Consider the following 26,262-nt stretch of genomic DNA (forward strand, 5'->3'; position numbering starts at 1 on the left):
TTGCTGCGCCTTGTTAAATTTGGTTGCGACCGACGCCATGAATTACCCCCGCAGCAATGAGCGCGATGATGGCGACAATGTCTGCGATGACGACCTTGCGAACGGACTCATTGTACCCGCCAACTGACCACGCAATCGCGATGAAGGACACAACGCTGACGAGGCCAGCGACAATTGCCAATGTTTGCAACGATGGCTGGAAAGCTGCATACACCAAGAACAGACCGAGAAGTCCAAACAGGATAGCCCGGTGGCGCATCAGGATTTCGATATTGGGCTCCCCCAAGGAAATGCCATATAAAGCGGCCAGCCGCTCCACGCCCAGCACCCCGGAAACGGGCAGAAGATGAATGATGCCTACGAGCACCAACAGGCCTGTGACAACTTTCTCCATGTTCGCGTTTCCTCCCTGAATTTAACGCTTGCAGCATGCGCGCCCACGGAATGTAGCCGAAGGCGCAATGTAAATGTAGTGGACGTCGCTGTGCCTGCACTTGATACTAATTCTCACTTCTAGTGTCTCGTCTGGCTAATTCCTTAATCTACTGCTTGCCTCTGAGAAGCCGAAAAGCGTCGTTCTGCTGTCTCGATTTGGAACCACCAAACCTTCACCAGCACGCCTAGCTCTTCGGCTTCTCAGAAGCTCAGTAGATTGAGGAATTAGCCAGACGGGACACTAGCCATATATACCGCTTCTCGCCCATATGCAGATAGGTCTCTCTTAAGCGACGCGCCTGCCGGCACAACCTCGAATCCATGGCGCATCCAATACGATGATGCTCCCTGGATAGCAACCAAGAATATCCGCTTGTAACCCCTCTGGCTTGCGGTATCTAGTACTGCGTTCAGCATGTGTTTTGCAGCACCTAGATCACGAGCGGAGGGCGTTACTGCCATATCGTGGATATACAAGCCATCCGCATTTGGAGGCACCGAATACTCACTGCCATCCAGCTCGGGTATTTCGCCGAACACCCATGGTAAAGATACAACGTAGCCCACCACCAGCTGCCCTTGGACTGCGGAAAAACAGAAATGAGGAGAGGTAGAGAGCTTTGCCGAAAATGAATCTACGGATTCAAGAATGGCCTCGCTATAGCATTCCCTCTGTATGCGAGAAATCGCCGGGAGATCAGACTGTGACATTCCACGAATTTTCATGTTGGCACGTATCGCGACCTATGTGAGTATCGCCATGCTTAGCGGCCGCCTTTGCGGAGCGAACGCGAAGAAAAGGCGGTCCGGTGAAGGCCCGTCAGGGCCGGAACGTACTGGAGCTACTTGTTAACTGGAATACCAAGACCTCGGCAAATCGTAGCCAGTGCAAAACCAATACCTACCCCAACCATATTCCAGGGAAACACATCTCCAATAGCGTAATACCCCAGCGTACCACCCAAACCAAAGCCTACCAGACCGACGACCGCCTTTTGCCTATGGGCTTCCCAAAATTCTTCTCGCTGGCGATTACTTTCCTGTCTCAGAGACAACTGCCGGCGCTTGGGCTCAAGAACGGCTTTCGAAGCCGCCTCCGACTGCTCTCGGGATAGCATTTTGCACCTCCTTTGCTGGTTGCCTGTTAACGAATGATATGGACTCCCCCTGCTCCCTCAGCATCGATGTGCCACATTGAAGGTGTCGAAGTCTTCAAGCGAAAGCAGGAGAAGCCATCATGAATGTTACACCCATCGGCATCGATCTGGCGAAAACTGTGTTCAGTATTCATGGCACCGATCAACACGACAAGGTCGTGGTTCGCAAACGGCTCAATCGTCCTAAACTGCTGGCGTTCTTCGCACAACTGCCACCGTGCCTGATCGGCATGGAGGCCTGTTCCGGTGCCCATTACTGGGCTCGGGAGTTAACCAAGCTCGGCCACGATGCCCGGATCATTGCACCCCGCTTTGTCGCTCCGTACCGCAAGAGCAGCAAGAACGACGACAATGATGCCGAGGCCATCTGCGAAGCCGTCAGCCGGCCCAATATGCGCTTTGTCCCGATCAAGACCGAAGCTCAACAAGCAGTGCTGTGCCTGCACCGCATCCGCCGTGGGCTGACCAAAGAGCGCACCGCGCAGATCAACCAGATTCGTGGTCTGTTGGCCGAGTTCGGACTGATTATTCCTCAAGGGCGCTATCACGCCCGACATCGAATTCCCGAAATCCTGGAAGATGCTGAAAACGGTTTACCCATGCTGGCCCGGCGTTTACTCAACAACATCAACCAGCGCATTCTCCTGCTCGATGAGGAGATCCTGGCCTATGACCGGGAAATCGAAGCCATGGCCCGGCGCGACGAACAGGCCAAACGGTTGATGGCCATTCCGGGCATCGGCCCCCAAACAGCCACCGAGATATTGGCCAGTGCGCCGGATCCCAGACAGTTCAAAAGCGGAAGACACTTTGCCGCCTGGCTTGGGCTGGTGCCCAGGCAGTACTCGACCGGAGGCAAGCCCCGGCTGGGTAGAATCACAAAGCGCGGGGACAAGTACCTGCGAACGCTATTAATTCATGGTACCCGGGCGGTGATTGCCAAACTCGCCGACAAGAACGATCAACTCAGCGAGTGGGCCAAAGGGTTGGTGGAACGCCGCGGCTACAAACGAGCCGCCGTGGCACTGGCGGCCAAGAATGCCCGGATTATCTGGGCGCTGTTGATGAACCAAACCGAGTTTAAAACACAGCCTGCAGAGGGCTGATAACGGGCAGCAACGACAGGCAGAACACGCCTGCCAGCCGAGTCTTGCAACGGCAAGCGATGACGGAACGGTCAGACCGAGAGTGATAGAGCCTGCTGAACAATGCGGCAGAAAAGCCGACTAACGAATGAGGTCATCACTCACACGCATCATCATCCTGGCCCGGGCAGTAACGCCCACCCAGAGGCCGAATGTAGAGCTGCAGTCTCAAACCGCTTCGGAATCAAATGGCGTTGCTTGACCGCAGGGGGAGTCCATGTAGCTGGGCTTTGCGGCGGTTTTGTAGGAGCGAAGCGACGGAAAAACCGTCCGACAACAGCCCCTGGTTAGCTGATGAGCTTGGCCATTGCACGGTTCTGCGCTCCCTCTCCGGTCTCGAGACCATCTTTGACACCGGCCCGATTCCGCTCTGGTTGATTCTGACTTGCTTTCAGCTTGCCCGTCAGAGCTTCAATTTTGATCTCTACGCCGACAATAGCCTGCACCAGACGTTCAGTGAATTCTGTTGGTGCATCATCCACGGACCAAGGAGCTACCATTTGCGACTCATGCTGGTTTGTTAGCTGCTCTAGATGATGTTTTAACCAGCTTGGATCCTCAATTATCCTAGCGCTCCCTTGCGCGTGGACAGCCAGATAATTCCATGTTGGGACAACCCGACCTGTCTCAACCTTGGTTGGGTACCATGAGGGTGAAACATAAGCATCTGGCCCCTGAAAAACTGCGAGCACTTGAGCTCCGCCCTGCATGCGTTTCCAGACTGGATTACTACGGGCCAGATGACACTGAAGATATCCATGATCATCGTTTGCCCCAGAGGTCAGATGAAAGGGTACGTGATTGGTGCATATTCCGGCCCATCGTGACCGCCCATTCCGTTTGAACGTGACCGCCTGTTCCGGGTGATCGTGACCGCTCATTCCGTTTTATCGTGACCGATTTCGGGTGTTTTTCCGGAATCGCCGGTCACGATGCCGGAATCACCGGTCACGTTCCTCCGGAATCACTGCCAACACGCTGGAATTCTTCCGCTTTATCCGGCATACCCGTTTCTTTTTCATCACGAGGAAGGGCGGATGCCGGCAGCGAGGATTTCCATGCGACAGATCATCGAGGTCTTGCGCCTCAAGTACGAAGCGGGCCTGAGCCATGAGCGGATTGCCCGTGCCTGCGGACTCTCCAAAGGCGTGGTCGGCAAGTACGTCAGCCTGGCCACCGCGCAGGGCATCACCTGGCCGTTGCCGGAGGGCACGGATGAAGTACGGTTAGAGGCCCAGCTGTTCCCGGCCAAGACACCCCCATCTCGATTTGCTGAACCCGACTACTTCCAGGTCCACCAGGAACTCAAGACCAAGGGCGTGACCCTGCAACTGCTGTGGGCCGAGTACGTGGAACGTCATGGGGTTCTAGGGATTTTCCGTCCAAAAACGACAAAGTGCTCTGGAAGCCCCGCCATCTATGGCCTCTAGAGGGGTATTACTTTTTCCATATCCCTATTTTGGCTCTGATTGGGTAAGATTTGGCCTTTTTAGGCTAAATCCATGGCATTCGATGAACGTGTTCAAATCTTGTCCGAGGCGGAACAAGAACAGTTTTATGGACCTCCCGCTTTCACCTCAGCAGACCAACGCTTCTTTTTCTCGCTGAACGATAAGGAACTGGCTATCGCTACAAGCCTACGTCACCGGGGTCAGCGCTACATGCTGGTTGTACTGCTGGGCTATTTCAAGGCCAAGCCGGCGGTGCTTCATCCCGGTTTCCACCAGATCAAGCAGGATCTCAAATACGTTTATCAAACCATTCTACCAGGGCCGGGCTGTAGACCCTTTAATCTCACGCCAAAAGAGAACGAACGGATTTACCAACGTATTTTCCAACTCTGCAACTACCAGCGCTGGAATGCCAAAGACCACGGAGCTGCGTTGAGCGCCTACTTATCCCAGCAAGCCAGAGCCTGGACGGCTCCAAGACACCTCTTCGATGCGGCCATTGAGTATTGTTCGAGACAGAAGATAGCGATCCCTGCCTACAGCACGCTGCAAAAGATCATCAGTCAAGTGGTGGGAGATGAACAGGAAGACATGGCCAACCGCCTTGAGCGTGCAATGTCACAAGATCTTAAGCATGCACTGGCGGATCTCGTAAACGGCGAAGGTGCACTACCGTTCCGGCAGTTGCGACAATCGGCTCGTAACTTCACTGGAACCGAACTTGAGAAAGAGCTGGTTGTCTATCGCAACATCCAGCATTGGATGTCAGAAGTGGACCTGCTCTTGAGCCTGCTTTCACTGTCGCAGAAAAATCAACAACACCTGGCGGAGAAAGTCGACTACTACGGCGCCAAACTGAAACGGCAAACCATAAGCAACCAACGGCTGTATTTGTTGTGCTATTTGCAAACGCGATGGCAACAAGCACTCGAACGTATTGCCGATGGTTTTGTGCATCATGTCAGGCAGACCAAACAGAAGGCAAAGGAGTACGCAAAAGAAGCGGTGTATCAGGATTGGCAAAAAGCGGCCAAAAATGTCAGCAAGGCGGCCGAAGTGCTCCATCTATTCATTGATGACGAAATTGATCTGCAACTACCGTTTGCAACAGTAAGACAAAAAGCACTGAACCTCCTGGCCAAAAAGGATCTGGAATCGGTATGTCTCTTCTTGAACGAGCAGCGGCGATCAGTCGATGAAGCCATGTGGCAATACTACGACGAGAAAGAAAGCCTGCGTAAAGGTTTACTGCGAGAGTTATTTCGATGTCTGCGCTTTGAAGGCAGCGATGGCACTCAGCACTTAGCGACTGCCTTGGCGAAAGCACAAGGCGAAATCGACACCCTGGCCCAATTGCAAACCGCCGATACCCGGTTTCTACCGAAAAAAGTACACGAATACCTGCTGGATCGTGACGGTAACATCCTGTTAGATCGTTATGAGTGGTTCCTCTATCAGCAGATTCCTGATCGCCTGAATGGCCAACTAACACTGCCTGAAGTCATTAAATACCGGGCGCTTGATGCTGATCTGATCGACGGGGAGCATTGGCGAAAACATAAATATACGCTGCTGCAACAGAGCCAGCTAACCGATTTGGCCAAAGAGCCTGAGAAACTGATAAAGCAGATGGCCACTGAATTGGATACCCGTTTATTCGAGGTCGGTGAATATCTTGAACAGGAAGACAACCGGAATATCATCTTGCGCAATCCGCAGGGTAAACACTTCTGGCGCTTACCTTCGGCCAGCAAACATCATCTGGTCAACAATCCCTTCTTCCAGCAAATCCCTACAACGGGTGTCGCGGATGTACTGCGCATGGTGGATCGTGACACCGGCTTCATAGACTGCTTCGCGCATGTGCTGGGTTCCCAATCCAGAAGCCGTTCCCATGAATATGATCTGTTGGCAATTCTGGTCGGCAATGCAACCAATCAAGGCATTTACGGTATGGCACAGATCTCTGATCGTACCTATGATCAGCTCAGCACCATCCAGGCAAACTACCTACGTTTGGAAACCTTGAATGATGCCAACGACAACATCAATAACGCGACCGCCAAGCTGCCCATCTTCAGGCACTACAACATCCAGGAGGATGTTTTACACGCAAGTGCCGACGGCCAAAAGTTCGGAGCCCGGCGCGAGACGTTCAAAACCCGTTACTCGTCGAAATACTTCGGTACACAAAAAGGCGTTTCTGCTATGAGCCTAATCGCCAATCATACGGCCATTAATGCCAGGGTAATTGGTGCCAACGAGCATGAATCTCACTACATCTTTGATTTGTTGATGAGCAATACGTCAGACATTATTCCGGATGTGCTCTCAACCGACACCCATGGTGTGAACCATGTGAATTTCGCGTTGCTCGATCTGTTCGGATACCAGTTTGCCCCGCGCTATGCCCAGGTCGGTAAAGTGATCAATGACATGTTTGATGTCAAGGAAGACAAAGACCATAGAATACAGCTACGCTTGAAAAAGCCCATTAACACGCATCGAATTGCGCAGCACTGGGATACCATCCAACGGATCGCAGTATCGCTTAAACAACGGAAAACAACACAAGCCACCTTGGTGAGAAAGCTCTCGGGATACAAGCACAATCACCCGTTGCTGGAAGCCCTGACTGAATACAACCGCCTGGTGAAAGCGAATTATCTACTGTGCTACATCGATGATGCCAGTTTAAGAAACTATGTTCAGCGCGCGCTGAATCGTGGAGAGGCCTATCACCAACTGCGTAGGGCAGTGAGCAGCGTAAATGGGGATCAGTTCCGGGGCAGTTCAGACGAAGAAATCCAGCTATGGAATGAGTGCGCTCGTCTAGTCACCAATGCCATCATCTATTTCAACTCCAGGATACTCAGTCAGCTGCTGACCAGCTTCGAATACCATGGAGACGCCCATAGAATAGGAATCGTCAAACAGGCCTCCCCTGTGGCTTGGCACAACATTAACCTCAAGGGGACTTACCATTTCGAATTGAGCGAAAAATTGCCAGAACTGGAGGAGCTTATGCGCTCAATCGAGGGATATTTACCTGTCAGGGAAAAGTAATACCCCTCTGGAGGCCACGGCCAGAGAGGCCTCCAGAGCACTTTGTCGTTTTTGGACGGAAAATCCCTAGAACCCCATCATGCTGATGGCAGTGAGATTTCAAAGGATGCCCCTTCGAGGCTTTCAGCCAAGATAATTTCTCCGCCCATTTGTTCCACCATCTTTTTGCAAAGAGATAGACCAATACCAAGACTGGTACTTTCGGGACCAGGATGGAATGGGGTAAAGAGCATTGGGATAACGGACTCAGGTATCCCGGGGCCATTGTCAGATACTTGTATGCGGTAAAAGGATCCATCAGATCGCTGATCTGAAGTTGCGCAAATACTGATGCTAGGGTTGGGTAAATCTCTCCGTGCAAAAGCATCTAGCGAATTGCCTATGAGGTTGCTTATCGTCTGAATGAGCGCGTTTTTGTTCCCAATCACAAAGGCTTCGGACAAGCCCTCATGATGGACAACGACGTTGGCCAGTCGATCCCGATGAAGGGCTTCGGAGCGATCAATCACCTGTTCAAGGGATACCGGCTCCAAAACGGGTGTGTTCTCAGGCGTGAGAAAATCCTTCAAATCAGCAATCAGGTCGCTGATTCTCTCGAGTCCGATTTTCGCATCGTCTAAAGCTTCGGCCCGGATCTCGGGGTTCGTTTGTTTAACCGCAACCCTCAGGGCACTCAAGGCTATGTTCAGCGGGTTACCTATTTCATGGATCAGCGCGCCAGAAAAGCTCGATAGCGATCGCCATTTCTCGGATTGAATCAGTTGCGCCTCCGAGCGACTCAGGTCATCCATTGCTATTTGCAACTCGGTATTCCGGTCACTCAGCACCCGTTCCAAATTTGCACGATTGACCAGATTTTTAACTCGCGCTCGCAGTTCTACCCAACTAAACGGCTTGGCAATGAATTCGTCTATACCAAGATCCAGTGCATCCTGCTTCAGCGTGTCTCTGGCGTTGGCAGTCACCAAAAGGATTGGCGTGGTCGATGTGTCGGAATATCGTTTCATTTCCCTGGCGATATCCAGGCCATCCTTACCTGGCAACATGTGATCGAGAAGGACCACGTGAGGTCTAAGTGATTCAATTTCCTGCGCTGCTGAACTTCCGTCTTTGAGCCAAACAAGGTCGTAATCGGCTTGAAGAGCATCGAGCATCATTGAGGCAATGTCGTTCTCATCCTCGACGAGAACAAGCAGCGGCTTCCCCTCTGACCGGTATGTTTTGTTGGCTGTTTCTGGCGTGGTGTGAACATCGAAATTCAGCAGGTAATCCCTTTCGGCATCGCGACGAATGTCGTTGTTCGCCGTCTCTTTTGGGTCAATAGCATCGGTCTGGTTTTGAGCTAGTGGGATTTGAAGCGTAAAGGTCGAACCCCAGCCCAGTTGGCTGTAGACAGCAATGGTCCCTGAGTGCGCTTCAACGATTTCTTTCACTAAGGCGAGCCCTATACCCGTCCCTTGTGCCTTACGTGTTGTAGAGCCATCGACTTGTCGGTAACGCTGAAAGATCATGTCATGGTTTTTAGGATCAATGCCGACCCCATTATCCTTAACCTTCAATGTCGCAAAGTCATCAGCGATCGCAAGTTCAACGTCAATCTGGCCATTACCGGGATCTGTAAATTTGTAGGCGTTTTGAATCAGGTTAAAGCACACGCGCTCTAACTGGCTTTCATTACCGTCCACCCATACGGGATAACGCGGGGTAACGGCATTGAGAACCCGGCTGTTATTGCTGCCGAACAAAGGCGCGAGCTGATCTGTGCAAATGTTGAGGATGGATTTTAGGTCAACCCGCGTGTAGCTATCCTTGGCAAGCGTTGTGTTCTCAAGAACCATGAGCTCCAGCAAATCGTTCACGAGTTTGATCAACCGGCCTCCGTTGCGAACGATTTGTTCAACGACTTTTCTTGCTGAGGGGGGTAACTGGCCAGACTGCTGCTCAAGGAGATGTTTTGCGGGACCAACGATTACAGCCACTGGCGTCCGTAGTTCGTGGGAAACATTGGCGATGAATTCGGACTTTCGACGATCCATTTCCTGGAGTGCCGTATTGGATTTTTGTAACTCGACTTCCTGGGCATAGGAATAGAACCGGATTCTGTAGCCGAAATAGGCGGCGATCACGGCAATGACGCCGGTCAGAAAAATAAAATATCCGTTGATGATGACGATGCGCCAAGACCCATCCGGAACACCGGCCAGAACGCTGACAAACAGGTAGGAAAGAATCGCAAATAAACTGTATGCGAGGGCTTCTTTAAAAGTCAGGCCCATAATGAAACCGATGCCGATTAGAACCAGGTTGATGCCGGCGTAATACGGTGAGACCGCACCCTCGGTGACGTAGATAATCACGGCCACGGTGGCGATGACTGATCCCGTAAAGATGGCCGTGATTTTAAAGACGTGAGGCCTCATGGAATCGAGGGTCGTGACAAAAAACATGATGGACAGAAACACCACCTCGCCGACACGAAGCGCTGCAAATTCGACGAAGTATTCGGGATAAACGATGTAATCGAGGGGTATGCCGAGCGTGACAATGATGATGCTTACAATACAGCCGATCTGATTCAGGTACGCCCTATCGATCCAGTTTTGAGCCTCAAAACTTTTATGGTGCTCCTCAAGATGGCTGAGGTCTCGAAATGCGGGACTGAACTGTCCCAGCATGGAATAGAGTTTGGTTAGCATTCAATTTCTGCTCAACACGCGATCCATGAATGATGTAATTGCTGTCTCGTATTCAGGCCAGTTTTCGAACATCGGCATGTGCCCGCTATTGTCGATTAGTGCAAGGTGGCCGTCCGGAAACTTATTGGCAAGCTCCTTTGTGCGCTCGATAGAAACGTAAGGGTCACAGTTGCCGCACATCACCAGAGCTGGGCACTGAATGTTGGGGATGGTGGCGCTGAGATCCATGTTGGCCAAATCGCGAAAGTAAATGCCCATTGATGCACCGCTGATCTTTTGAAGCGCGGGGAAATAATAGGGTAAGTAGGCCTGGAAGTCGGGACGGTTGATGACCTTTTTGGGCTCGGCCATGACGTCCCCGATAAAGATTTTGTGTATGCCCGCGGTCAACGAACTCGCACGCAGTGAGGGTGCAATCAAAGCGCGACCAAAGGCACCCAGTTTGTTTGCCATCCACTGAAACAGGGCATAAATTCCACCCTCCTCTTTGCCAGTAGTGGCGCCACCTATGGAGATAAGAGCTTCTACTCTCTCAGGACAAACTGCTGCCGCGGCGATGGCAGCGTGCGCACCAGTAGAGTGGCCTACAAGAATGAAGGACGATTCTGGGGTTAATAGCTGATCCACCTGCTGTATGACTGCCTCGGCCAAGCTGTCCGCCGAAAGCTTGGTGGATGAAGAAAGTGGAGTTGCCGGATAATGTCCAGGAAGCCCGATGATATATATCGGACGATCTCCAAAGACGGAAAGGTGGTCAGGCCACCAGAAATAGATTGAACAGAGCAGACCGTGAATAAGAACCACTGGAGTACCAGGCGCCTGCTTGTTGAAGACAAGACAGGTCATGCCGGCTACTTTGACCTCCTCCGGTGTGCTGTGGTCCATATTAGAGTCCTTTCTGAAAACATCATTTAAACAGCATGTTAGCGATTTTATGTCGCTTTTTGCGTGTCGAACCACCCAAATTTGAAAATGCGATGTCGTTCCACATTTTCTGCCATCAGAAAGTTGATTAGTATTAAGGGTGTTGGACTCCAAAGCCAAGAAACACTTGCAAGCAGGGACGAGCATGCCGAACTGGAAGCCGCGCATCGTATGTGCACAACCCGAGAAAAATCCTTTCAAGCACGACTTGTCCGAGCTTGGTGACATTATCCCTTTCCGCTACTGTGATGGGAGCATTCTTCCGCCGGCCGACATCCTGGTCATGATTGAGCCTCCTCTCGATTGGCTTGAGCGCGCTGAGACTGAGTGCAAAGGTGAAGTTATCTCCCTATTAGCGATGTCCGAACCAACGGCACAGCACATCCGTGCTGCATTGAATCGTCTGGATGTGGCTGCAATTTGTGGTTTGGATGAAACTTTCGAAAAAGTAGAGTCCTTGCTGGGGCAAATCTGGGCCGAGAAAGCGAAAAGAGATCTTTTCCCCACGGAGCTTGCAGGTTGATGGATCTAATACGAGTTGGATTGATCGACGACGAGCCTCAGACGCTCAAGATGTTCCATTGGGAGTTTGGCGATCGATTCGATGTCCATACGTTTATCAGCGGCGAGGAAGCGCTGAGCGCGCTGGATAAAGGCCTGGAATTCGATGTAATTATCTCAGATCAGCGAATGCCGAAGATGGCCGGTGACTCGGTGCTTGTCGAAATTCGGCGTCGATGCGAACACACTCAGTTGTTAATCACAACCGCCTATGCAGACGTGGAGCCCTTGCGCCGATGTGTGAACGATGCGGGTGTGATTGGGTACATCGAGAAGCCCTGGAAGCCCGAAACAGTAGTTGAACTGGTGGAACATGCCCGGGCTAATCAGCTAAGAAAAAAGCTGAGGATGAAAAAACCCAGGAACTTGTAAATGTATGGCGCGAGGCCATCATTGAGAGTCGGATGAAGGATGTCCGGCTTGTGTGCGAAACCTTGGCTATTCCTGCTCACATAGCTCAGAGATATCGGGATGTGGTGACAAAAATCGCGATTGAGTACGAGGCGCACTGGACTGATGTAGGGCTGCTGCCTATTGATGAAGATGATCGTCTCTCGCTCGATTTTCTTCGCGCGGCAGGGAAGATCAGGGCTGAAAGCGATAAATCGACCCGTCACAATCACAATCCAAAGATTCCTTTGGCCCTCTCGTTGGAGCTGATCACACGATGTCAGGGCGAGAAAGGACCTTCATTGGACGTTACCAGGGAAAAGGGTCGCATGACGTTAAACGCCGATGCAGGTGGATGTTTTGGTGATTCGTATCTGGATCCGCTTTCGGCACGAGACAGTGAGACGCTGTTCCGGAACGCTTTGTTGTTGCTGGCATTGGATGAAATCGAAAAGAGTTGTGGGAGCCTCAAGATTGACCAGCGGAACGATCGGTTGATGGGCTCCATCACGTTTCAGGTATAGCAAAGGTCTACGGATGGATCAGGATATTCTTATTATTCATCAGCATCGCTTGATGCTGGACATGCTGGAGATGGGCTTAAAAAAGCAGTTGCCGCAATTAAACATTGCCACCCAATTGTCCATCGACACCGCACAGACCACCCAAGAAACGAAACTAGTCCTGATCGACATCGAGCAGCTGAACAAGGTTTCCTTCAGAAATCTAGGGCCACTGGTAAATCGTCATCCTGGTGCCCGGATAGTGGTACTAGGATCGCATGCCCGTCCTGAAGTTTTGCTCGCGCGCGGCGTCCACACGGTCATCGATTTAAATCATTCCCTTGATGATACTGTGAAACGTGTGGAGAGCATCCTTGCCGGCCGTGGGAGCGGCCTTATGGTATGCAAGGAGTTTGAGCAGTCTTCATCTTCCATATTCGATTGCCTGTCAGAGCGTGAGCGATTGGTTCTGCGCGAGTTATGCTGCGGTCAGAAATCTGTGAACATCGCCACAAAATTGGATATTTCCCCACAAACGGTTCATTCCTACGTAAGCAGAATTTGCACGAAATTAAACGTCGAAACCCGGCAGGAGAGCGTGTTCCTGGGCATGCGTCATTTTGAAGCACTGCAGGCAATGTAATATTTTTTTACATTTGTCTTATTTATCCTACAGATCTCCAAATAGCCTCCTAATACACTCGATTTAATCCAATCATTACGCGTGGTTAACGTGGATGAATTGTGAGAGTTAAATTGGTTGTAGAGGTAATTATCTAATGTCGTACCGCATTCTGATGGAACAGAGTGGGCGGAAATTTGATGGTGCAGGGATTGACCGCTCAGAACCTACCATTGATCAGGCAACTGATCTGAATATCGATTACTCATTCATTGGCGCCGGCGATCACAGGTTGCGTGTGCTGTTGATGGATGACAACGAAGCATATCTCCAGCAGATGACCCGTAGGTTTTCCCCCAAAACCGGGGTTATCAGTCAGGTTCAGCTGACCACCTGTAATGACCCGGTCCTGGGCATCGCCCACTTAGAGGAAGCGACCTACGACATGCTGTTAATCGACTACCACATGCCGCAAGTGGATGGGATCAAGCTGTTTGAATGGCTGAGACATGACAGGACGCATCCGAATCAGGAAATCTTCAAAGTCATGGTGACGGCGGATCCTAACGTGCCTCAGACAACGCGGCTCAGGATTGTGAACACCGGTGCGAGAGTCGTTTCCAAAAGCATGTCCACCGAGGACTTGAGGTTACTGGTTTCGGAAGTGATGCTTCGGAACAGCAGTGCCTATCGCCGTTCGGTCGTCTAAACTGTACGTCAGCTTTACCTCGTGAAGTAAGGAAGCCTCTCGGGATTATTGGGTTTAAATAATAACGGATGCTGTGGTTCTCCCCACTGAGTTGTGCTCCGCGAGAGTTGGCAATAAAGCCGCTTCCCGCACATTGCATGAACGCACAACGGAGAAACCCATGGCCAAGAAAATAATCTTCATTCACGGACGAGCCCAGAAGCCTGCCGAAAACGATCTGAAAGCGCTCTGGTACGAGTCTGTTTCCCACGGACTTCACAGAGATTTTGGTGACGCAGGACAAACGCTCTTCGACAATGTCGCCAAGGAATTCGTCTATTACGGCAATTTTTCGAATGCTTTCCTCGGCGTACCGGATGAAGACCCGGCCAGTCGCTTTGAGGCCCTCGAGACTCTGAAAGGCTACACCAAAGGTCAATTCGGAAAATCGACCTATAAAAAGGTGTCAAAAGCTGGATTTCTGAAGGAAGCGTTGGCTGACACGTTTTCGGCCGTTTTGGGCAAACTGCACTTGGCTCAGCCGCTAATCGCCGCCGTGGCGCCGGACATGGCGCATTACTGGGAAGAAGAAGAATCCTATTTCGGCAGCGACATCCGAAACACACTCACTCCCCGTCTCCAGGCCGCCTTTGATAACGATGATCAGATTCTCCTCGTAGCTCACAGCCTGGGCACCATGATCAGCTACGACAATCTCTGGAAGTTTTCGCACTATGGTGAGTACCGTCATCAGTACGGAAGCAATAAAAGAGTCGACCTTTTCATCACGCTGGGCTCGCCACTGAGCGACGAAAATGTGAAGGCAAAGCTGAAAGGGGCTGATCACGCAGGACGCAAGAAATATCCCACTAACATCCGCCAGTGGTGCAACATTGCTGCGGAAGACGATTACATCTCGCACGATGGAAAGCTGCGCAACGACTACAAGGACATGATGAAGCTCGGCATGGTCAGTGGTGGTATTCGCGATATCCACCCTATCTACAACCTGAATGTCCGCAACGGTAAATCCAACCCACACTCATCGATTGGTTACCTGATAAACCCGAAATTCACGGAAGTTTTACACGAGTGGCTGTCCAGGCCAGATACGCCAGCGAGCGCCGACGACTAGATCGGCGAGTCAGCTTCGGGCTACAGGTATATCGGACCACCTGGTTGTGTACGCGGGGGATAAATTTTCCCGGCGCATTTGCCAGCTTTTGTTTTTGTGAATTTGTCGCCCGAACTGAACGGTATTCTTGCCGGAGATGCTGTTGATTTTGTCCAGGGTCCGCATCAGCTCCTGATCTCGCTTGTCGTCCTCAATTCGACTGAAAAAGTCGGACTGGCACGCCCCGGGCACTCGAAAGTCGGAAAGCACGATACCTGCTTTGTTGTATTTATAGCCATCGCGCCAGAGTGCTTTGGCGAGTGTCACAGCTTGTCTGCAGATCTCGCGGGTGTCCGCGGTTGGATACGGCAGAGCAATGCCCTTCTGGTTCGCATAATGCTCGCCCGACCGGTACCGACTGGTCGACATAAACGCTGCCAAGTAGCCACATTCACGATTTTCCCTGCGTAGCTTTTCGGCGGCTCGGGTCGCATGGTGGGAGACCGCCGAAAGCATCGAGTCCAGATCGGTCACCGGCGTGCCGAAAGATTTTGAGCAGAGGATCTGCTTTTTGGCCGGGGCCACTTCCAGGAGGTCTTCGTGGCACGGGACCCCGTTGAGTTCTCTGACGGTGCGCTCTACAACGACTGAAAAATGCTTTCGGATCCATTTGGGATCGGCGTCTGCCAGCTGGAGCCCCGTTTGAATGCCAAGATCCGCCAGCCTCTTGCTCAGCTTTGAGCCGATTCCCCAGATATCGCCGGCCGGCACCAGCTTGAGCAGACGGCGCTGCCGGTCTCGATCGGTCAGATCCACCACCCCACGGGTCGCCGGGTACTTTTTGGCGCCGTGATTTGCCAGCTTTGCCAGCGTGGGGCTGGGCGCCACGCCCACGCAAATCGGCAGACCGGTCCATTGCCTCACCACGTTCTTGATTTGATGCCCGAAATCCTCATAGGACACGACCGATTCGATGCCTGTCAGATCAAGGAAGGCCTCATCGATGCTGTAAGGCATGACCTCGGGCGAAAAGGTCGCCAGGGTCTGGATGAAGCGAAAACTCATGTCGCCGTAGAGCGCATAGTTTGAAGAGCAAACCACCAGGCCGTTTTTCTCGACGTGCTCCCGCAACTCGAAGATCGGCTGTCCCATCTTATTAGTCCTGTGGTTACATGTAACAACCTTATAAGTGACTGAAAGGATTGAAAAGAGTCGGAGTTACACTTTTTCAGGTTTTCACTCTGATAATGTGACAATATTTTGGCCGGTTCTGGCCGTAGATTACCAGCATAATTCGGCCGTTAAGGTCGCAAAGCGGACATTCAGATTCGTGGTACGAAGGGGAAGGTAGATCAATGGTCTTTCACGGATCAGGTCAACTCTGTTTCGGGCAAAGGGGCGTTTTTAGGAATGACAGAAACATTGAGATCTCCAACGATTTGTTCAAAAGAGAGGTGATCACTCGAAAATCACAACATTCAGCATCGTGCTGTTAAATTATTAACCGACGTTGACCTAGGTCCTTATGGGCGAAATCGCCACATCACGGTAGGAATTTCGCCTTTCATTCCACCGAATAGGCCGTGCACTATCTGGCATGACTTGAAGAGCAAGAATAAACGATGCAAGAGTCAGGACTGAAAGCAGTTTAGGGAGAGTAGAGTGCTGAGAAATAATCGCTGGAGCCTTAAATTTGGTGAAATAGGAGGCAAGGAGAACAATAATGCGCTCTCCTTTGCTAAGTTGCTGGTAGAAAGGCGTGCTCTCCTCGAGGGAACCTAATCGATCCCTCCAAGACAGGCGTATTTGAGCTCGGTGAACTCCTCCAGGCCGTAACGAGAGCCCTCCCGTCCCAGACCAGATTCCTTAATTCCCCCAAAAGGGGCCAGCTCGGTCGAGATCAATCCTTCATTGACGCCAACCATGCCGTATTCGAGTGCCTCCAGGGTCCGGAAGATACGCCGATAGTTGTTGGTGTAGAAATAGGCCGCCAGCCCGAACGGTGTCTGGTTGGCCATCTCAACTGCCTCAGCTTCGCTTTCAAATTTAAAGACAGCGGCCAAGGGTCCAAAGGTTTCCTCCGAAGCGACCAGCATGTCCACGGTTACGTCCGCTAAGACAGTTGGAGCAAAGAAGTGACCACCCAGCTCATGGACTTTTCCGCCACAGAGCAGCCGAGCGCCCTTCATAAGTCCGTCGTTAACATGGGCCTGTACCTTTTCGACCGCAGCTGCATTGATGAGAGGACCAATAAAGACGCCTTCGTCCAATCCGTTGCCGACCCGTAGCTGCCGCACTTTATCGGTAAGTTTCTCCAAGAAAGCGTCGTAAACACCGGCCTGAACCAAAAACCGGTTTGTGCAGACGCAGGTTTGCCCGGCATTGCGGAACTTCGAGGCAATCGCCCCCTCAACCGCTGCGTCCAAATTGGCATCGTCAAAGACGATAAATGGCGCATTGCCGCCCAATTCCATGGCAGTTTTCTTTACGGTACTGGCACAGCGCGAAAGCAAATGCTTTCCCACCGGCGTTGACCCGGTGAACGACAGCTTTCGAATTCTGCTATCCGTGGACAGCACATCGCCAACCTCGGCCGGACGCGAACACGTAACGACGTTGATCACCCCGTCTGGGATGCCTGCCTTCTGAGCCAAACTCGCCAACGCCAGTGCGGTCAGCGGGGTGGACTCTGCGGGTTTGATTACGATCGTGCACCCAGCAGCGAGCGCCGGGGCACACTTTCGCGTAATCATGGCGAGGGGAAAGTTCCATGGTGTGATTGCAGCGACAACGCCAACCGGTTCACGCAAAACCAGAATACGTTTGCTGGAGTCAGGACCAGGCGAAACATCACCCAGGACTCGCTTGCACTCCTCACCGAAGTACTCAATGAAAGAAGCGCCGTAAACGACCTCACCTCGCGCTTCGTGGAGTGGCTTGCCTTGCTCCAGTGTCATGATTTGCGCAAGTGCATCAGTTTCTTCGATCACAAGATCATACCAACGCCGCAAAAGGCGGGCCCGTTGCTTCACAGGTACTTTGCGCCATTCTTTACCGGACTTTTCGGCAGCCGCCACAGCCTCCAGAGTGTCTTCCGACCCCAAATCTGCGACTTGAGCAATAACCTCGCCATTAGCAGGGTTAGTCACATTGTACTGCTGGTTTCCCAAACGCCACTCACTTCCAATGAGTGCCGCTACTTTCTTCCCGCCCGACACGACGTCTAACAGATTCATAGAATTACCTCTCAAGCTACCAATGAGAGCGACCCGTCCGATAGCCAGCCGGCCATTCATCAACGGGTTCGCTCTGATCATCACACTTACTTAAAATGCGGCATCACCTCAGACGCAAAGAGCTCCAGTGAGCGCTTCTTCTCCTCAAAAGGCAGCGTGTTGTCAGTCCAGTAGCTGTATTCCGTGATTCCAAGTGCCTCGTATTTCTTGAGCCGCTCCACCAGTTCTGATGGAGTGCCAATCATCATATTCCGGTGCAGGCTCTCGAGAGAGAACTCAGGGTTACTGGCAACATCTTCCTCGGAGGCAGGCTCGAAAAAGCCGTCGACTGCCTGCTGGTCATTTTTGAACCATGCATAGAAATACCGGTAGAACCGTTGCAGGGCCTCCGCACCACGACGCCAACCGTCGGCATCCTTTTCTTCGTGCACATAGGTATGACGGAGGAACATTAGCTCAGGGCGATCGACCTCAGGATGGTCGGCACACGCCGTATTGAATTTCTGGGCGAGGTCGGCCACTTCCTCGTCCCCCTTCATCAGGGCGGTGACCATGACATTACAGGCATTCGCAACCGCAAAATCGTGAGACGCTGGGTCCCTTGCCGCAATCCAAATCGGGGGCAGAGGCTGCTGGATTGGCTTGGGTACGCTCGTCGTCGTCGGGAAATTATAAACCTCACCCTGATGACTGTAGTCCCCCTTCCAAAGGCCCCGAATGGCGGGCACCATTTCACGCAAAGCCGCCCCCCCCTCTGAGGCTTGCATGCCGTTGGTCATACGGTCGAATTCAAACTGATAGGCACCTCTGGCGATTCCAAACTCCAACCGCCCACTGCTGATCACATCCAGCAATGCCGATTCACCCGCCAAACGGATTGGATCCCAGAATGGGGCGACAAACGTTCCCGCGCCAAGACGAATACGGTCTGTTTTGGCGGCCAGATAGGACAGCTGAGCCACCGGGCTTGGGGAAGATGTAAATTGCATCCCGTGGTGCTCACCAATCCAGGCTGTTCGAAATCCGGAGGCTTCGGCAATTTTTACGAGCTCGCAAAGTTCCTCAAACAGCTGCCGGTGGCTTTTGTCACCCTGGTAGCGTTCCATGTGAAGGAATAACGAAAACTGCATAGTAAATCTCCTCGATACGCCCTTTACGACGCTTCAGATTGTTGAACGGCCACTGGTTGGCCTACTTGCTCGCTCGCCAGTGCTTTGAACATGCAGTAGCACATGAACAGCAAGGCAATAGAAAACGGTAATGCGGCTGCGATAGCGGCGGTTTGGAGGGCCTGCAGCCCACCGGCCAGCAACAGGACAGCAGACGTCGCACCCAAGCCCAAGCCCCAAATCACGCGGTACGTCTTCGGAGGATTCGGGTTGCCCTGAGACAAAATGGTGCAGATCACCAAAGTTCCGGAATCGGCGGATGTCACGAACCAGGTCACAATCATCAGAGTGGCCATTCCAATCATGAAACTTGTCGCCCAGGGCACGTTGAGCGCTTCGATGGTTTGGAACAGAACTTTGGTTACGTTTTCATTGGCCACTGTTGCCAAATCAACGCCACCGAACAATTGAAGGTGAAGGGCCGTACCGCCAAAGATGACGATCCATACCATTGCGCCCAAGGTTGCCGCGAACATGCCGCCAAAGAGCACCTCACGAATCGTTCGTCCCCGTGAAATCCGAGCGATGAACATCCCCACATAAGGGCCCCAAGACAACCACCAACCCCAGTAGAAAATGGTCCACCAACCCTGCCACTGACTCTCCGGGTCCGGGCTGGTCCAAAAGCCCATTGGCAGCAAATTACCGAGGTAATCACCAACGCCGGTTGTGAAGATGGTAAGCAGGAAGACCGTAGGCCCGGCGAGAATAAAGAAGGCAAACAAAACCATACTCAGGTGAATATTCCACTCGCTGAGCATGCGGATGCCCTTCTTCAAGCCAGAAACCGCAGACACTGTCGCTGCCACAGTCACCCCTAAAACCAAAAGCACCTGATTGGTAGCGGAGATTTCTAACCCGAACAGGCTATTCAGCCCCGCATTCATCTGGGAAACCCCAAGCCCCAGCGTGGTGGCCGTGCCAAAAAGGGTGGCGAAGATGGCAAGCAGATCAATGGCATGGCCGATGGGGCCATAGATGCGGTCGCCCAACAGAGGATAGAACGCGGAACGGATGGTCATGGGCAGCCCACGACGATAGGCAAAGTAGGCAAGTATCGCCCCCACGAGAATGTACACGGCCCAACCGTGTAAACCCCAATGGAAAATTGTGATTCGTAGCGCCGTTTGCGCTGACTCCAGTGTATTGGGGGCAACACCATCCATGGCAATAAACGGATTGCCCTGGAGATGGCTTAGAGGCTCAGCGATGCTCCAGAAAAGTAGCCCGGTGCCCACAGCTGCACTGAACAGCATTGCGAACCATGTGAAGTTAGAAAACTCCGGGCTCTCGTCGTCCCTACCCAAGCGCAACTTGCCATAGGGGCTGAAGGCGATCATAAGCGAAACAAGCAAGACGACGTTTACCGTCAGGATGTAGTACCAGCCGAGTTCGTTCTCGATGTACTGTTTGGCTCCCGTGTAAATAACGTTCGCCAGGTCCGGCTGTAATACCGTGAATAAAACAAATGCCAACACCATCGTGATTGAGGCGACAGCCATTGTTTTGTCCACGCCGGCGAATAGCTCTCGCCACGGAATACTCGATTGTTCTTTCTGCATTAAATTTTCCTCCCGAGCTCATTCATTGGAATCGTTCTGGTTCAGAGGCCTAGCGAGTTCTCGGCAGCTCGTTTTCGGCACGGCCATCTGACAACTGCGCTTCAGATTTTGGTATACCATAATACGAAATGCAAAGGCTTTATCCTAAGAGCGGCTATTTTTTAGTATGACAAACCCCAAGCACCTGTTTTTATTGTTATTAAAATTTTACAAGCTCGGCAGAACCCAATTTTCTTCACTCAAACCAATCTTGACGTTGCTCTAAAAGGTTTTTGATATTATGGTATACCAAAATCGCAGGCATCATTTAGCCACCTGCAACTGGAATGCAACGAGGAGGAAACCCAGTGAGTTTCGAAATTCGCAAGATCGTCACTTTCCGAGAAACCACGTACATCGAGGCCGGAAAGGCAAGTGATAAACCCGTAACCATGGTTGGTGTGGCCGCCGTAGTCAGCAACCCATGGGCCGGCCGTGGATTCGTGGAGGATCTGTCACCTGAGATTCGCAACGGCTGCTCAGAGCTCGGCGAGCTAATCGTCAAGCATATTCTGGATGAGATCAGCGGCGACGATGTCGAAGCCTATGGAAAAGCCGCCGTAGTCGGTGCAGAGGGGGAGATCGAACACGCCTCTGCCATCATCCATACCCTGCGATTCGGCAACCATTTCCGGGAAGCAGTGGGCGCCAAGAGCTACCTGAGTTTCACCAACAAACGCGGCGCGCCGGGCACCTCAATTCAGATCCCGATGATGCACAAGCACGACGAGGGCCTCCGTTCCCACTACATCACATTGGAGATGTGCATCGAGGACGCGCCGCGTGCCAATGAGATTGTGGTCGTTCTGGGTGCTGCGGACGGTGGTCGACTTCACCCGCGCATTGGCAACCGCTACCAGGACCTTAAAGAATTGGCCGAAGAAGCCGAGCAGGCCGCCCAACAGTGACCGGCCGGGGAGGACAAATGCTGCTAACCCAAGCACGTACCAGCGCGTCGGGCACTCGTTACTGGCGCGCAGGCAGTGGCCAACCTGTGGTACTGATTCACGGAGTCGGTCTGGACGCCACCCTGTGGCAGGAACAGATGGAGGCGCTGGCACCTTATTACGATGTAATCGCCTACGACATGCTCGGCCACGGCGAGAGCCCGCTTCCCAAGGTGGACGCCACGCTCGAGGATTACGCCGATCAGCTGGTCACACTGCTCGACGAGCTCGACGTGCCGACAGCAACGGTCACTGGCTTTTCGATGGGCGGACTGGTGGCACGAGCATTTGCCCTTCTTTATCCCGATCGCCTTCAGGCGCTCGTTGTACTCTCAAGCGTCTTTAATCGAAACGACCAGGAGCGGGCAGGCGTGGGCCAACGGTTAGCCCAAACTCTTGAGCAAGGTCCGGCCGCGAATGTCGAGGGGGCCCTCGAGCGCTGGTTCAGCCCGGCGTTCCGTCAGGCTCATCCAGACCGTATCGACGCGGTCCGTCGTCGGGTCACCAGCAACGATCCGGACGGCTATTATCGCAGTTACGCCTTGTTTGGAACTCAGGACCGATTCGGCTCCGACAAGCTAGGTGCGATCCGGGTCCCGGTACTGGTTGCTACGGGCGAGCTGGATCCCGGATCCACGCCCGACATGGCACACAAACTGGCCGGGCAACTACCCAACGCCCGCGTACATATTCTGGAAGGACAGCGGCACATGGCACCGGTTGAAGCGGCGGATCAGGTCAACGACCTCCTGCTGGACTTTCTCGCCAAAGTGCACCGGCCTTCCCTGCAAAAGGAGAGTCTCGAATGAGTCTGGATACGCTGACGATGTTCATTGATGGTGAGTGGCGGGGCGCACGCTCGGGAGCCACATTCGAAAGCTACAACCCGGCGACGGGTGACGCTTGGTGCCAGGTTCCCAACGCCGACGAAGCCGACGTTGAGGACGCGGTCCAGGCGGCGCACCGGGCGTTCGAGAGTCTGGAGTGGTCTGGCCTGACCGCCACCGCCCGGGGCAAGCTGTTGTATCGCTTGGGTCAATTGATCTCAGAGAACGCCGAAACACTGGCGCAGCTGGAAAGCCGTGACAACGGCAAGTTGATCCGCGAGACCCGGGGCCAAGTGGGGTACCTGCCAGAGTTCTTCTATTACAACGCTGGCCTGGCCGACAAGGTGGTGGGCGAAACCCTGCCGCTGGACAAACCAGACCTGTTCGGAGCGACCATGCGAGTGCCGCTGGGCGTGGTGGCCGCAATCATTCCCTGGAACAGCCCGCTATACCTTACCGCCATCAAACTGGCCCCGGCATTGGCGGCAGGCAACACCATTGTCATCAAGCCTTCCGAACACGCCTCCGCCAGCCTTATCGAGCTGATGCGACTGGTGGAGATGGCAGGTTTCCCGAAAGGTGTGGTGAACCTGGTTACGGGCTTCGGTCCGTCTACCGGAGCAGCCCTGACGGCTCACCCCAAAGTGCGCAAAATTGCTTTTACCGGTGGTTCCGGCGCTGCTCGCCACGTGGTCCGCAATAGTGCGGAAAATTTCGCCAAACTGTCCCTCGAGTTGGGCGGAAAATCACCCAACATTTTATTTGAGGACGCCGACCTGGATAGCGCACTCAATGGTGTCGTGGCAGGCATCTTCGCCGCCTCCGGACAAAGCTGCGTGGCCGGTTCTCGACTGCTGGTACAACGCACCATCCTCAACGAGGTTTTGGATCGCTTGCGCGACCGCGCCGCGACCATCCGCATTGGCAATCCCGCCGATGCAGACACGGAAATGGGCCCCATTGCCACCGAGGCCCAATTGAATCAAATCGACCAAATGGTGACCCAAGCGCGAAGAGATGGGGCCGAGGTACTGTGCGGCGGCAAGCGTCTGGAGGATCGAGACGGCTGGTACTACCCGCCAACGATCCTGGCCTGTCATTCCCACCAGATACCCATCGTTCAGGAAGAGGTCTTTGGCCCGGTTGTGGCGGTGATCCCATTCGATGACGAGGCCGAGGCCCTGCGCCTGGCCAATGACACCGAATACGGTCTGGCGGCCGGCATCTGGACCCGCGACGTAGCACGCGCCCATCGGCTGGCTCGCGATGTACGTTCCGGCATCCTTTGGGTCAACACTTACCGTGCGGTTTCGGCGATGGCACCGATCGGCGGATTTGGCGCGAGTGGCTACGGCCGCGAATGTGGCATCGACGCGGTACGCGATTACACCGACCTAAAAACCCTGTGGATCAATTTGTCCTCAGATCCAATGCCCGACCCTTTCATCATGCGTTAATACGGGAGAGTGCGATGATCGACACACAAGATTACAAACAAGTTCTCGGTGCCTTTCCAACTGGCGTCACGGTGGTCACTGCCCTCGACGAGGAAGGCTGCCTGGTTGGCTTCACCGCAAGTGCGTTTTCTGCGGTGTCCATGGATCCTCCGCTGGTGCTAATCTGCCCTAGCCTTAACTCGGATTCGTATCCCGTCATCAAGCGAAACGGGCGCTTTGCAATTCATATTCTGGGGCATGACCAACAAGCTATCGCCTACCGCTTTGCCGGCAAGGGTAAAAATAAAGGTGAAGGCATTGACTGGCGTTGTTCTGAGCTGCAGAACGCCCTGATTTGCGGCGCTGCCGCCTATCTGGAATGCCGCGTTTGGGAAGACTACCCGGGCGGTGACCACGCGATCTTGGTGGGTGAGGTGGAGAAACTGTGGTGCGGCGGCGATCAGGTCGATCCGTTGCTCTATTGCCGCGGAAAGATGGACCAATTGCCGGAAAATCTGCGCGCGCTCGCCCGCGCCTCCTAACCTCAATGTGAAGAGGATAATCATATGTCAGACGAACGATTTGAACGCGGTCTGGACAAGCGCCGCAAAGTTCTGGGTAACGAGCACGTCGAACGTTCCATGAAAAATGCCGACGACTTCTCTCACCCCCTACAAGAACTGGTGACTGAATACTGCTGGGGCAACGTGTGGCAACGCGACGGTCTCAGCGACCGGGACCGCAGCGTGATAAACTTGGCCATGCTCACAGCCCTGAACCGTCCGCACGAACTGCGCCTGCATGTCCGGGGTGCCATCAACAATGGTATGCGCGTTGAAGAAATCCGAGAAGTGCTGATGCAGACGGCTATCTACTGCGGGATTCCGGCCGCCATTGATGCTTTCCGTCAAGCCCGCGAGGTCCTCGTCGAAATGGGCGAAATCTAGTCACAGCCTGGAGCCAGGAGAAGAAATGCAACGGACCCCATTAGATGACAGCCTTAAGGTCTCACGTAACCAACCAACGCTGCGGGAGATGGTGCTCGATAAGCTTCGTCAAGCCATTATGAGCTTCCAGCTTCTGCCTGGTGACCGCTTGGTAGAACGAGACCTCTGCAAACGTCTCGGCGTCAGCAGAACATCCGTGCGTGAAGCCCTTCGTCATTTGGAGGCGGAAGGTCTCGTAGAAAGCGAGGGCGGCCGCGGGCCACGCGTTGCTGTCATTACACTCGAAGACGCACGGGATATATATGAACTGCGCTGCGTTCTAGAGAGCATGGTGGTCCAGCTATTCACTCAGAAGGCCACGGACAAACAGATGGCAGATTTCGATCATGCGTGGGAGATTCTAAAAGCGACTCTCCGAAGCGGAGATACCGTAGCCATCGTTAATGCCGTCAGTGACTTCTATGGCGTTCTCTATGAAGGTGCGGGCAATCGAGTTGCGGGCCAGTTTCTTAGCCTGTTACAAGCCCGAGTAAACTACCTACGAGCCACCTCTGTTTCTCAGAAGGAGCGCTATCTCGACAGTTTTCAGGAAATGACAAAAATCGTCGAGGCGATTAAAGCCAGAAACGCTGAAGCAGCCCATGAAGCCTGTGTCGAGCACATTAAGGCCGCCGCCAACGTTGCCTTGGCAGCGCTGGCTGAAAAGCAGGGCGAATCGGTTGAGCCTATCTCACCGCCCGTCAGTGTGGCGAGAAGCCTCCAGTGAGGTTAAATCATGCCAAAATACTGCACCAATTGCGGTAACTCACCGCTCACAAGGGGCATCCCGGACGGCGACACCCACGCACGAGATTACTGCAGTGCCTGCGGTTGTGTTGTCTATGACAACCCTAAGGTAATTGCTGGCGCCATCATTGAACAAGATGGGCGGCTGCTCCTTTGCCAGCGGGGTATACCACCACGCGTGGGTACCTGGACTCTCCCAGCGGGATTCATGGAACACGGTGAAAGTGTCGAGGAAGCGGCTCGCCGGGAGGTTTGGGAGGAGACCGGAATGGACACCGAGGTCACCACTCCGTATTCGATTTTCAGCGTACCCCCGACCAACGAGCTTTATATTATCTACCGGGCTAGAATGCTCGCTTGGAACGGAACGTCCGGCCATGAAACACAAGCGGTGGATTGGTTTCTACCAGAAGACATTCCCTGGGAGCTGATTTTCTACCCAGCAATTCGCCAGATTCTCGAACGGTATATTGCAGAGCGGACCAAGGGTTCCTATGGCATTTACACCGGGAGCATGGAATATGGGAACATTCACTTCATGCGGTAAACGTCAAGAAAATC

26 protein-coding genes are annotated in these 26,262 nt (G+C 53.2%); 16 read left to right on the forward strand and 10 right to left on the reverse strand.

Features of this window, described 5'->3' with window-relative positions:
- Positions 1-13: 13 nt before the first annotated feature.
- The 3 genes from KYE_RS01635 to KYE_RS01645 all read right to left on the reverse strand — a co-directional run bounded on the left by KYE_RS01635 (position 14) and on the right by KYE_RS01645 (position 1,553).
- Positions 14-394 carry a hypothetical protein gene (locus KYE_RS01635; RefSeq protein WP_008169771.1) on the reverse strand — a complete coding sequence of 127 codons (381 nt, stop codon included), beginning with the start codon at positions 392-394 and terminating at the stop codon, positions 14-16.
- A 266-nt stretch (positions 395-660) separates the two neighbouring features.
- A complete protein-coding gene (locus KYE_RS22285) occupies positions 661-1,161 on the reverse strand; it encodes a GNAT family N-acetyltransferase (protein WP_081467486.1) in 501 nt (166 codons plus the stop codon).
- Positions 1,162-1,277: 116 nt separating this feature from the next.
- Entirely contained in the window at positions 1,278-1,553 is a 276-nt protein-coding gene (locus KYE_RS01645; RefSeq protein ID WP_008169776.1) for a hypothetical protein, read from the reverse strand.
- Positions 1,554-1,672: 119 nt separating this feature from the next.
- On the opposite strand from KYE_RS01645, the gene KYE_RS01650 reads away from it, so the two are divergent.
- Positions 1,673-2,698 carry an IS110 family transposase gene (locus KYE_RS01650; protein WP_008169778.1) on the forward strand — a complete coding sequence of 342 codons (1,026 nt, stop codon included), beginning with the start codon at positions 1,673-1,675 and terminating at the stop codon, positions 2,696-2,698.
- 326 nt (positions 2,699-3,024) lie between these two features.
- On the opposite strand, the gene KYE_RS01655 is transcribed toward KYE_RS01650, so the two are convergent.
- Positions 3,025-3,618: an FMN-binding negative transcriptional regulator gene (locus KYE_RS01655; RefSeq protein ID WP_227497719.1), complete on the reverse strand. Its 594-nt coding sequence runs from the start codon at positions 3,616-3,618 to the stop codon at positions 3,025-3,027.
- Between the two features lie 156 nt (positions 3,619-3,774).
- Between KYE_RS01655 and KYE_RS01660 the strand changes: the two genes are divergently transcribed.
- Together KYE_RS01660 and KYE_RS01665 are read left to right on the forward strand one after the other, a co-directional pair.
- On the forward strand, positions 3,775-4,167 hold the full coding sequence (locus KYE_RS01660) for a hypothetical protein (protein WP_008169782.1): 393 nt from the start codon (positions 3,775-3,777) through the stop codon (positions 4,165-4,167).
- Positions 4,168-4,239: 72 nt separating this feature from the next.
- A complete protein-coding gene (locus KYE_RS01665; protein ID WP_008169784.1) occupies positions 4,240-7,254 on the forward strand; it encodes a Tn3 family transposase in 3,015 nt (1,004 codons plus the stop codon).
- A gap of 77 nt (positions 7,255-7,331) precedes the next feature.
- Here KYE_RS01665 and KYE_RS01670 read toward each other — a convergent pair whose 3' ends face one another.
- Positions 7,332-9,950: an ATP-binding protein gene (locus KYE_RS01670; protein WP_008169786.1), complete on the reverse strand. Its 2,619-nt coding sequence runs from the start codon at positions 9,948-9,950 to the stop codon at positions 7,332-7,334.
- The gene (locus KYE_RS01675; RefSeq protein ID WP_008169789.1) at positions 9,951-10,835 is read right to left on the reverse strand and encodes an alpha/beta fold hydrolase; all 885 of its coding nucleotides are present in this window, start codon (positions 10,833-10,835) and stop codon (positions 9,951-9,953) included. It lies immediately after the preceding gene.
- 184 nt (positions 10,836-11,019) lie between these two features.
- Between KYE_RS01675 and KYE_RS21515 the strand changes: the two genes are divergently transcribed.
- The 6 genes from KYE_RS21515 to KYE_RS01705 all read left to right on the forward strand — a co-directional run bounded on the left by KYE_RS21515 (position 11,020) and on the right by KYE_RS01705 (position 14,773).
- A complete protein-coding gene (locus KYE_RS21515) occupies positions 11,020-11,397 on the forward strand; it encodes a hypothetical protein (protein WP_008169791.1) in 378 nt (125 codons plus the stop codon).
- The gene (locus KYE_RS01685; RefSeq protein ID WP_008169793.1) at positions 11,397-11,807 is read left to right on the forward strand and encodes a response regulator; all 411 of its coding nucleotides are present in this window, start codon (positions 11,397-11,399) and stop codon (positions 11,805-11,807) included. The genes KYE_RS21515 and KYE_RS01685 overlap by 1 nt, the downstream gene beginning before the upstream one ends.
- Before the next feature lie 32 nt (positions 11,808-11,839).
- Entirely contained in the window at positions 11,840-12,349 is a 510-nt protein-coding gene (locus tag KYE_RS01690) for a hypothetical protein (RefSeq protein ID WP_008169795.1), read from the forward strand.
- 13 nt (positions 12,350-12,362) lie between these two features.
- Complete coding sequence (locus KYE_RS01695) at positions 12,363-12,971, forward strand: helix-turn-helix transcriptional regulator (protein ID WP_008169797.1); 609 nt, start codon at positions 12,363-12,365, stop codon at positions 12,969-12,971.
- A gap of 136 nt (positions 12,972-13,107) precedes the next feature.
- Complete coding sequence (locus KYE_RS01700; RefSeq protein WP_008169798.1) at positions 13,108-13,659, forward strand: response regulator; 552 nt, start codon at positions 13,108-13,110, stop codon at positions 13,657-13,659.
- Between the two features lie 160 nt (positions 13,660-13,819).
- Positions 13,820-14,773 carry a hypothetical protein gene (locus KYE_RS01705; protein ID WP_008169800.1) on the forward strand — a complete coding sequence of 318 codons (954 nt, stop codon included), beginning with the start codon at positions 13,820-13,822 and terminating at the stop codon, positions 14,771-14,773.
- A gap of 9 nt (positions 14,774-14,782) precedes the next feature.
- Here the strand turns inward: KYE_RS01705 and KYE_RS01710 are convergent, their stop codons facing one another.
- From KYE_RS01710 to KYE_RS01725, 4 genes are all read right to left on the reverse strand, one after another.
- Positions 14,783-15,904: a DUF4113 domain-containing protein gene (locus tag KYE_RS01710; RefSeq protein WP_008169802.1), complete on the reverse strand. Its 1,122-nt coding sequence runs from the start codon at positions 15,902-15,904 to the stop codon at positions 14,783-14,785.
- A gap of 626 nt (positions 15,905-16,530) precedes the next feature.
- Positions 16,531-17,988 (reverse strand): NAD-dependent succinate-semialdehyde dehydrogenase, encoded by a 1,458-nt coding sequence (locus KYE_RS01715; RefSeq protein WP_008169804.1) that lies wholly within the window; start codon positions 17,986-17,988, stop codon positions 16,531-16,533.
- 86 nt (positions 17,989-18,074) lie between these two features.
- Entirely contained in the window at positions 18,075-19,118 is a 1,044-nt protein-coding gene (locus tag KYE_RS01720) for an LLM class flavin-dependent oxidoreductase (protein ID WP_008169806.1), read from the reverse strand.
- 23 nt (positions 19,119-19,141) lie between these two features.
- Positions 19,142-20,719 carry a BCCT family transporter gene (locus KYE_RS01725; protein WP_008169808.1) on the reverse strand — a complete coding sequence of 526 codons (1,578 nt, stop codon included), beginning with the start codon at positions 20,717-20,719 and terminating at the stop codon, positions 19,142-19,144.
- Between the two features lie 347 nt (positions 20,720-21,066).
- On the opposite strand from KYE_RS01725, the gene KYE_RS01730 reads away from it, so the two are divergent.
- From KYE_RS01730 to KYE_RS01760, 7 genes are read left to right on the forward strand one after another with little or no spacing between them, the layout of a single operon-like run.
- Positions 21,067-21,666 carry an amino acid synthesis family protein gene (locus KYE_RS01730; RefSeq protein WP_008169810.1) on the forward strand — a complete coding sequence of 200 codons (600 nt, stop codon included), beginning with the start codon at positions 21,067-21,069 and terminating at the stop codon, positions 21,664-21,666.
- Positions 21,667-21,683: 17 nt separating this feature from the next.
- Positions 21,684-22,514: an alpha/beta fold hydrolase gene (locus KYE_RS01735; RefSeq protein ID WP_008169812.1), complete on the forward strand. Its 831-nt coding sequence runs from the start codon at positions 21,684-21,686 to the stop codon at positions 22,512-22,514.
- Positions 22,511-23,989 (forward strand): aldehyde dehydrogenase, encoded by a 1,479-nt coding sequence (locus KYE_RS01740; RefSeq protein ID WP_008169814.1) that lies wholly within the window; start codon positions 22,511-22,513, stop codon positions 23,987-23,989. The genes KYE_RS01735 and KYE_RS01740 overlap by 4 nt, the downstream gene beginning before the upstream one ends.
- A gap of 14 nt (positions 23,990-24,003) precedes the next feature.
- Positions 24,004-24,510 carry a flavin reductase family protein gene (locus KYE_RS01745; RefSeq protein WP_008169816.1) on the forward strand — a complete coding sequence of 169 codons (507 nt, stop codon included), beginning with the start codon at positions 24,004-24,006 and terminating at the stop codon, positions 24,508-24,510.
- A gap of 24 nt (positions 24,511-24,534) precedes the next feature.
- Entirely contained in the window at positions 24,535-24,915 is a 381-nt protein-coding gene (pcaC, locus tag KYE_RS01750; RefSeq protein ID WP_008169818.1) for a 4-carboxymuconolactone decarboxylase, read from the forward strand.
- 25 nt (positions 24,916-24,940) lie between these two features.
- A complete protein-coding gene (locus KYE_RS01755; RefSeq protein ID WP_008169820.1) occupies positions 24,941-25,681 on the forward strand; it encodes a GntR family transcriptional regulator in 741 nt (246 codons plus the stop codon).
- 9 nt (positions 25,682-25,690) lie between these two features.
- On the forward strand, positions 25,691-26,248 hold the full coding sequence (locus KYE_RS01760; RefSeq protein ID WP_039881770.1) for an NUDIX hydrolase: 558 nt from the start codon (positions 25,691-25,693) through the stop codon (positions 26,246-26,248).
- Positions 26,249-26,262 lie beyond the last annotated feature (14 nt).

It is taken from the genome of Marinobacter manganoxydans MnI7-9 (assembly GCF_000235625.1).
Classification (GTDB): Bacteria; Pseudomonadota; Gammaproteobacteria; order Pseudomonadales; family Oleiphilaceae; genus Marinobacter; species Marinobacter manganoxydans.